This is a genomic window from Collinsella sp. HCP28S3_E12, assembly GCF_052065595.1.
Taxonomy (GTDB): domain Bacteria; phylum Actinomycetota; class Coriobacteriia; order Coriobacteriales; family Coriobacteriaceae; genus Collinsella.
The window spans coordinates 87,824-95,747 of record NZ_JBQHTS010000008.1; the positions used below are offsets into that span (position 1 = coordinate 87,824).

General features: G+C 60.1%; 4 protein-coding genes. All 4 read left to right on the plus strand.

Annotation, left to right across the window (positions count from 1 at the left end; genetic code table 11):
• The first annotated feature begins 2 nt into the window (after positions 1-2).
• The 4 genes from glgD (at position 3) to ACTNBY_RS04865 (ending at position 7,464) form a co-directional block, all read left to right on the plus strand.
• Complete coding sequence (gene glgD / locus ACTNBY_RS04850) at positions 3-1,130, plus strand: glucose-1-phosphate adenylyltransferase subunit GlgD (protein WP_441063618.1); 1,128 nt, start codon at positions 3-5, stop codon at positions 1,128-1,130.
• A 90-nt stretch (positions 1,131-1,220) separates the two neighbouring features.
• The gene (glgA, locus tag ACTNBY_RS04855; RefSeq protein WP_441063620.1) at positions 1,221-3,623 is read left to right on the plus strand and encodes a glycogen synthase GlgA; all 2,403 of its coding nucleotides are present in this window, start codon (positions 1,221-1,223) and stop codon (positions 3,621-3,623) included.
• A gap of 219 nt (positions 3,624-3,842) precedes the next feature.
• Entirely contained in the window at positions 3,843-7,139 is a 3,297-nt protein-coding gene (locus ACTNBY_RS04860) for a 4-alpha-glucanotransferase (RefSeq protein WP_441063622.1), read from the plus strand.
• Between the two features lie 88 nt (positions 7,140-7,227).
• Positions 7,228-7,464: an FmdB family zinc ribbon protein gene (locus ACTNBY_RS04865; protein WP_154518065.1), complete on the plus strand. Its 237-nt coding sequence runs from the start codon at positions 7,228-7,230 to the stop codon at positions 7,462-7,464.
• The last annotated feature ends 460 nt before the right edge of the window (positions 7,465-7,924 follow it).

The window sequence follows — 7,924 nt, forward strand, 5'->3', positions numbered from 1 at the left end:
CGATGATCAATCGCAAGGCCATCGGCTATATCACCGCTAACTACTCTTCGACCTACGGCAGCGTGCTGCTCAAGGATCGCCCCATCGCGTCCGTTCCGTTTTTGGGCCGCTACCGCCTGATCGACTTTCCGCTGTCCAACATGATGAATGCCGGCATTAAGACCGTCGGCGTTGTCATGCCGGGCAACTACCGCTCGCTGATCGACCACGTGGGCTCGGGCAAGGACTGGGGCCTGGACCGCAAGAAGGGCGGCCTGTTCATGGTGCCCGGCAACGCGTATGGCACCACCAAGGGCGGCATGCGCTTCTTGCTCCGCGACATCATCTCCAACAAGACGCTGTTCCAGCGCTCGGACAAGCCCTATGTTGTGATGATGGGTACCAACGTCATCTTTAACATGGACCTCAACACCATTATCGAGGCGCACGAGAAATCCGGTGCCCAGATGACCGTGGTGTACTGCAAGGCCACGCACAACGTCGAAGACGAGACCAAACTCGATATCAACGAGAACGGCCGCCTGACGGGCGTAAGCTCCGGCGTCGCGTACGGCGATAACGCCTCTATGGACTGCTGCATCGTCAACCGCGAGACGCTGCTCGAGATTATCGACCACTACCAGGCCGCCGACTATCTGGACCTGCTCGAGGCGCTCCAGGGCGACTTTGGCAACATCGACGTGTGCAGCTATGAGTACAAGGGCGAGGTCGTGGGCGTATTTAGCGAGAAGTCGCTGTATCGTCGCAGCATGGACCTGCTCGACCAGACCGTGGCCGATCAGCTCTTTGACCCCGAGCGCCCGATCCTGACCAAGGCCCACGACGTGCCGCCTTCGCGTTACGCGACCGGCAGCCACGCCTGCAACTCGATCATCTCGGCCGGCTGCATCATCAAGGGCACCGTGCGCAACTCGATTCTGTCGCGCGGCGTTGTGATCGAGGAAGGCGCCTCGGTGACCAACTCGATCATCAACCAGAGCTGCATCATCAAGAGCGGCGCCCGTGTTGAGAACGCCATCTTGGACAAGAACAACGTGGTTCCCACCAACACCGAGCTTCGCGGTACGCCCGAGAATATCCTGGTGCTGGGCAAGGCTCCGTTAACTTCCGATACCACCATCGCTCGTTAACGTTGGCACCACATAATCGCACGTAACTTGTAGAATAGTCGCCCGGTTAGCGCCAGGCGGCTATTCTCGAATTGCAACATGGGAGACATAATGGCACAAACCAGCAAAAAGATGCAGATCGTGTTTGCCTCGGCCGAGTGCGCGCCGTTTGTTAAGACCGGCGGCTTGGGTGACGTGGCGGGCTCACTGCCTGCGGCACTTGTACGCGCTGGCGCCGAAGTCATTGTGATGGTGCCCAAGTACGCCACCATCAAGGACGAGTACAAGGCGCAGATGGAGCACTTTACCGACTTTTACGTGAGCCTGAGCTGGCGCAACGAGTACTGCGGGTTGGAGAAGCTCGAGCATGACGGCGTCACCTATATGTTCGTGGACAACGAGCACTACTTTGCGCGCGACTATCCCTACGGCTTCTTTGACGACGGCGAGCGCTTCGCGTTTTTCTCTAAGGCCATCACCGAGAGCCTGCAGCACCTGCCCGAAGGCTTTGAGTGCGACATCCTGCACTGCAACGACTGGCAGACGGCGCTGGCGCCCGTGTTCTTGCGAGAGTTCTACCAAGGCCTGCCGCTGTACGACCGCGTCAAGACCGTGTTCTCGATCCACAATGTGGCGTTCCAGGGCCAGTTTAGCGACACCGTGATGGAAGACATACTGGGTATGGCGCATATTCCGGCAGCCGCCACGCAGTTGCGCTGTGACGCCTGCAGCATTAACTATATGCTGGGCGCGCTGCACTATGCCGATGCCATCACCACGGTGAGCCCCACCTATGCGAGCGAGATCCAGACGCCCGAGTTTGGCGAGGGCCTGGACGGCGTGCTGCGCGAGCGTTCCTACGCACTGCAGGGTATCCTCAACGGCATTGACGTTGTGGGGTTTGATCCGGCGACCGACAAGCGCATTGCCGCCAACTACACGGTTGATGACCGCGCGGGGAAGGCCGTATGTAAGGCCAAACTGCAGGAGGAGTTGGGGCTCGAGATTCGCGACGACCGCCCGCTTATGGTGATGGTCACGCGCCTGACGCGACAGAAGGGCATGGACCTGGTCATGTACGCGCTCGACCGCATCCTGTCCGGTGGCGTTCAGGTGGCCGTGCTGGGTACCGGCGACCGCGACTACGAGGACGGTCTGCGCTACTTCCAGGGCAAATACCCCGGCACCATGTCGGCGCGTATCGAGTTTGACCCGGCACTTTCGCAGCGCATGTACGCCGCCGCCGATATGTTCCTGATGCCTTCGAAATTTGAGCCCTGTGGCCTGTCGCAGATCATCGCCATGCGCTACGGCACCCTGCCCATTGTGCGCGAGACCGGTGGCCTGAAGGACACCGTGCAACCGTACAACGAGTTTACCGGCGAGGGCACGGGCTTCTCATTTAGTCACTTTAACGGCGACGAGATGGGCGACGCGGTGTTCCGCGCGGCTCGCCTGTTCTGGGATAACCGCAAGGCCTGGGATCAGCTGGTCACGCAGGCCATGAGCCAGGACTTTAGCTGGACACGTTCGGCCGATAAGTATCTGGACCTGTACTTCTTTATGCACCCAGAGATTAAGAGGCCGGTGGCAGTGGAGGCTGCGGCGGCTGTGGAGGAGCCGGTGGCAGTGGAAGCTGCTGCGGCTGTGGAGGAGCCGGTTGCCGCTGAGTCCGAGCCTGCGGCACCCGTTAAGGAGCCCGCTGCTGCCGAGGCCGAGCCTGCGGCACCCGTTAAGGAGCCGGTTGCTGCCGAGGAGCCCAAGGCCGAGGAGAAGCCGACTGACGACGGCGAGGTAAAGCCCACGGCGAAGCCTACCGCCAAGAAGACGACGACCCGCAAGACGACGGCTAAGAAGGCCACGACCACGAAGGCCGCTACGAGCAAAACCACCGCCGCCAAGGCAACCACCACGCGTAAGCGTACGACCGCCGCTGCCAAGAAGGCCGTCGAAGCCGAGGCCGCTCCCGAGGTAAAGGCCGAGGCCACCGCTGAGGCTACCACTGCCGAGGCTAAGACCGTGGCAAAGACCGCGACCAAGACCGCTGCCAAGAAGACGACCGCAACCAAGACCGCAACCGCCAAGAAGGCCACGGCTACGAAGTCGCCGGCGACCAAGGCTGCTACGACGAAGGCCGCCGCGAAGACGACCCCGAAGGCTGCTGCAAAGCCCGCCGTCAAGGTCGAGGAGGCGCCCTCCGAGACCAAGGCCGAGGCAGCGGTCGAGGCAAAGTCGGCCGCCAAGACCACCACACGCAAGCGCGCCACGACAACGGCCAAGAAGGCTACGACCAAGACAGCCGCTCCCAAGGCAGAGGCTAAAGCCAAGGACAAACCCGCAGTAGAGGCCGCGCCGGAACCGAAGGCCGCCGAGGTCAAGACCGCTCCAAAGGCTACGGCAAAGACCGAACCCGCCAAGAAGGCCCCGGTCTCCCCCGCCGCTCCAGCCGAGGAAAAGGCTCCGACCAAGAAGACCTCCGTCCGCAAGGCAACGGCCACCCGCAAGCGCCGCTAGTCCACAGACGATCTAAAACCTAATAAAAACCCTAAACAAGGGGCGCTCCAACCGGGCGCCCCTTCTCTGTAGATAGTTGGTAAAACGATTTTCTAGGACAACCGTTCGCCGATAGTGAGCGACTGTAGTTTATACAACTAAAGTGCAACGGATATACTTATGCACTGTGCGTTAAGACCATGACCCGCTGGCCATGATTGTATAGAACTGGACCGTACTATGAGATTGATACACAACAGCCGCCTGACGCAGTTTCGCACTCCTTTTGGCGCTGTGACCACTGGAACTTCCGTTTCGCTTTCGGTGATTTTGGAGGATGCCGACCCCAACCAGGCAACGCTCACCCTGCGCACCTGGGTCGACGGCATCGGAGAGACCTTGATCCCCATGGAGCACAAGGGCGATGGCATCTTTACCGGTGAGCTCAACTGCGCCGAGCCCTGTCTTGTATGGTACAGCTTTATATGCAATATCGAAGGCCAGTCCGAGGTCCGCTTGGGTGCGCCGCAGGGTCGCACCGGCGGCGAGGGCGTTGTATACGACTACGCCGAGGTTCCGTCCTTCCAGATTACCGTCTACAAGCACCGCGAGAACCGTCCCACCTGGTACGAGCACGGCATGGTCTACCAGATCTTCCCCGACCGCTACGCCCGCGACGAAAACTGGCGCGAACGCACGCTGGCCGAGGTCGAAAAACCGCGTAAGGGAATCCAGCGTCGCATGGTCGAGGACTGGAACGAGCCGCCCGTGTACGAGCGTGCCGAGGACGGATCCATCAAGACTTGGGATTTTTACGGCGGCTCGCTCAAGGGTATCCAAAATGACCTGCCCCGCATCGCCGAGCTGGGCTTTACGGCCATTTACCTCAACCCGATCTTTGAGGCCGCGAGCAACCACCGCTACGACACGGCCGATTACACCAAGATCGACCCGATTCTGGGAACCGAGCAGGACTTTACGGAGCTATGCGAGGCGGCCGAGAAGCTCGGCATTTCCATCATCCTGGACGGCGTCTTCAACCATACGGGCGACGACTCGATCTACTTTAACCGCTACGGCAACTATCCCGGCGTCGGCGCGTGGCAGAGCGAGGACTCCCCGTGGCGCGATGCGTTTACCTTCCACGAGGACGGTTCGTATGACTGCTGGTGGGGCGTGAGCAACATGCCCGCCCTCAACGAGAATTCCGAGCTCGTGCGTAAAAAGCTTCTGGGCAAGGACGGCGTCATTCGCAAGTGGCTGCGCGCCGGTACCCACGGCTGGCGACTCGATGTGGCCGACGAGCTTTCCGATGACTTCCTGGCCGATATCAAGGCCGCCGTGCTCGAAGAGAAGCCCGATGCGCTGCTGCTCGGCGAAGTCTGGGAGGACGCCTCCAACAAGATCAGCTATGGCCATCTGCGCCGTTATCTGCAGGGCTCCGAACTCGATTCCGCCATGGACTACCCCTTCCGCGACATGGTCATCGGCTTTTTGATGGGCTACAGAGATGCCTATCAGGCTGCCGAGGACATCGAGACACTGCGTGAGAACTACCCGCGCGAGGCACTGGCCTGCGCGCTCAATCTGCTTTCGAGCCACGACCGTCCGCGTATTATCTCGGTGCTCGGCGGTGGTCCCGACGAGTCGCAGCTACCCGAGAGCGAGCGTAGCAAATGGCGCTTGGACGAGAACTCCATGGACCTGGCCAAGAGGCGCTTTTGGTTGGCGACGCTCATGCAGATGACCTTCCCCGGCGTGCCCTCGATCTATTATGGCGATGAGTACGGCCTGGAGGGCCTCACCGATCCGGGCAACCGCCGTACCCTGCCGACAAAGGACCAGCTCCACGATTTCGATACGTTGGCCATCGTGAAGAACGCATCCGCCCTGCGCCGCGCGTTGCCGTTTATGGTTGACGGCGAGATCAAGGCCTTCGCGCTTAACGACGACGTCCTAGCCTACACCCGCACGGGCAAAGACGGCGAGGCTGCGACTGTTATCGTCAATCGCAGCCTGCGCAATTCGCACCGCGTGACGATTCCAGCGCTCGGTGAATGCGCGAGTGACGTGATCAGCGGCCACGAGTGCGAGATCCACAACGGTACGGTCACGCTCGACCTGTACCCGCTGGGCTCTTCGATCATCTATCACCATGCCGAGAGGCGCCTGCAGGAGCCGCTCGATCATGGCGCGGGCGTCGTGTGCCACATTACCTCGGTGCCGACTGACGATGGCAAGCCGGGTACGATCGGCGCGCCCACGCGCCGCTTTATCGACCACCTGGCCGCCATGGGCATGCGCTACTGGCAGGTCCTGCCCGTCAACCCGACGGATTTCTTCCGCTCCCCCTATGCCGGACCCTCGGCTTTTGCGGGTAACATCGACCTGCTGCCCGAGAGTCACGAGGAGCTGGCCGCCGACTTCGCTTCTTGGAAGGCCCACGGTGGCGAAGATGCCGACCCGCTGTACACCGCGTTTAAACATCGCAATGCCGATTGGCTCGAGAAGTACTGCGTCTACATGGCCGTTAAGAAATACTTTGAGGGCGAGTCGCGCCACAATTGGCCGGCAGATGTCGCGCGCTACAACGAGCATCTGATCGACGACAAGCGCTTCCACGACGAGGCCGAGCTTCAGGCCTACATGCAGTACCGCTTTGACCTGGCTTGGTGCGAGCTCATGAACTATGCGCACAAGAAGGGCATCGAGGTCATCGGCGATATCCCGATGTATGTGTCGGACGATTCGGCAGATGCGTGGAGCGAGCCCGAGAACTTCTGGCTGTCCGATACCGGCAAGGCAATCGAGATCTCCGGCGCGCCGCCCGACAACTTTGCGCCCGAAGGTCAGGTGTGGGGAAACCCCACCTTCCGCTGGGATCACATGAAGGAGAGCGGCTATCGCTGGTGGCTCGATCGCCTGCGCCGAGCGTTCGCGCTCTACGACCGCGTGCGCCTGGACCACTTCCTGGGCTTCCACAACTACTTTAGCATTCCCGCTGGCAAAGCCTGTGCCGACGGCCGCTGGCTTGCTGGTCCGGGCAAGGACCTGTTCCAGACCGCCTACGACGAGCTGGGTCCGCTCAATTTTATTGCCGAGGATCTGGGCTATCTGACGCCTGGCGTTCGCGCTATGGCTTCGACCTGCGGTTTTCCCGGCATGGACGTACTGGAGTTTAGTGACTACGACGTTCGCTGCGGAATTCATCCCACGACGGACAAAATCCTGTACACCTCGACGCACGACACTTCGACGCTCGCTGGCTGGTGCACGCGCTCCTTTGCAGGCGGCGACGAGACGAGCGGTGCTGAGGTGGCGGCCAAGCTGATGGGCGACGCGCTCGCAAGCGACGCCCCCCTGGTGATGATGCCGCTGCAGGATGTGCTGGGGCTGGGCGATGACGCACGTATGAACGTGCCGGGTGTAGCCACAGGCAACTGGACGTGGCAGGCACAAGAGGCAGACGTTGCGGAGGCCGAAGAGAAAACTGCGAAGCTCCTGCGCAGCACCCATAGATTCTGGGGCGAAGCGTGATAAAACCCTCGATATAGGGTACAGTTACAAACGTTTGAATTTTTGCGGGCAGAGCGATCTGCCCGCTTTGTGCTGAAAAGGAAGTATTATGGCGCGCTACGAATATAAGTGCACGAGCTGCGGCAACGTTTTTGAGGTTGAGCACCCCATGTCCGAGACTCCCGAGGTTGTATGCCCCAGCTGCGGCGCCCCGGCATCCAAGACGTTCTCGGCCAGCGGCATTAAGTTCGACGGCAGCGGTTTCTACAACACCGACCAGCGCAGTGGCGGGTCCAGCACCAGCGCCACCAGTGGCTGCTGCGCCGACTGCCCACATAACCACTAGCGACAAGCGGTCCCGACACCCAGGCTTCCTGATGAGTTGCGGTGAAATAGTTCCTGAATCAGCCCTTTCAACGGCCAAACAGGATCCATTTCACCGCAACTTTTCTTTAGATGGGATTTCGGGCTGATGCTAAGTTTGTAACATTTCAAAACCCTGCCGGATTACGGGGCCGAATTGGCAACCTCTATCCATTCCGGTAATTTGCAAATTTCAACAAACCATCTACCTGCGGTTTTATTTAGGCCATTTTTGCTGTGGTCAGGCATCACCAATCTTGCCCCGTAATCCGCTCTACTTTTGATAGCAGCAAGTATGAAACGGGGCTATTTTTCCCACACTTGTAGCTAATTTGAACTGCCTCCCATTTCTTGGACATGAGAAATGGGAGGCTTTTTATGCGTGTCGACTTGAGGGTGAAGCACGACATCGAGGCCAGGAAGGCGGCGATCGGGCTCTTCGA

Excerpts from the sequence above, each read along its gene's own strand:
- glgD (WP_441063618.1), top strand. The coding sequence starts at position 3 with ATGATCAATCGCAAGGCCATCGGCTATATCACCGCTAACTACTCTTCG.
- glgA (WP_441063620.1), top strand. The coding sequence starts at position 1,221 with ATGGCACAAACCAGCAAAAAGATGCAGATCGTGTTTGCCTCGGCCGAG.
- ACTNBY_RS04860 (WP_441063622.1), top strand. The coding sequence starts at position 3,843 with ATGAGATTGATACACAACAGCCGCCTGACGCAGTTTCGCACTCCTTTT.
- ACTNBY_RS04865 (WP_154518065.1), top strand. The coding sequence starts at position 7,228 with ATGGCGCGCTACGAATATAAGTGCACGAGCTGCGGCAACGTTTTTGAG.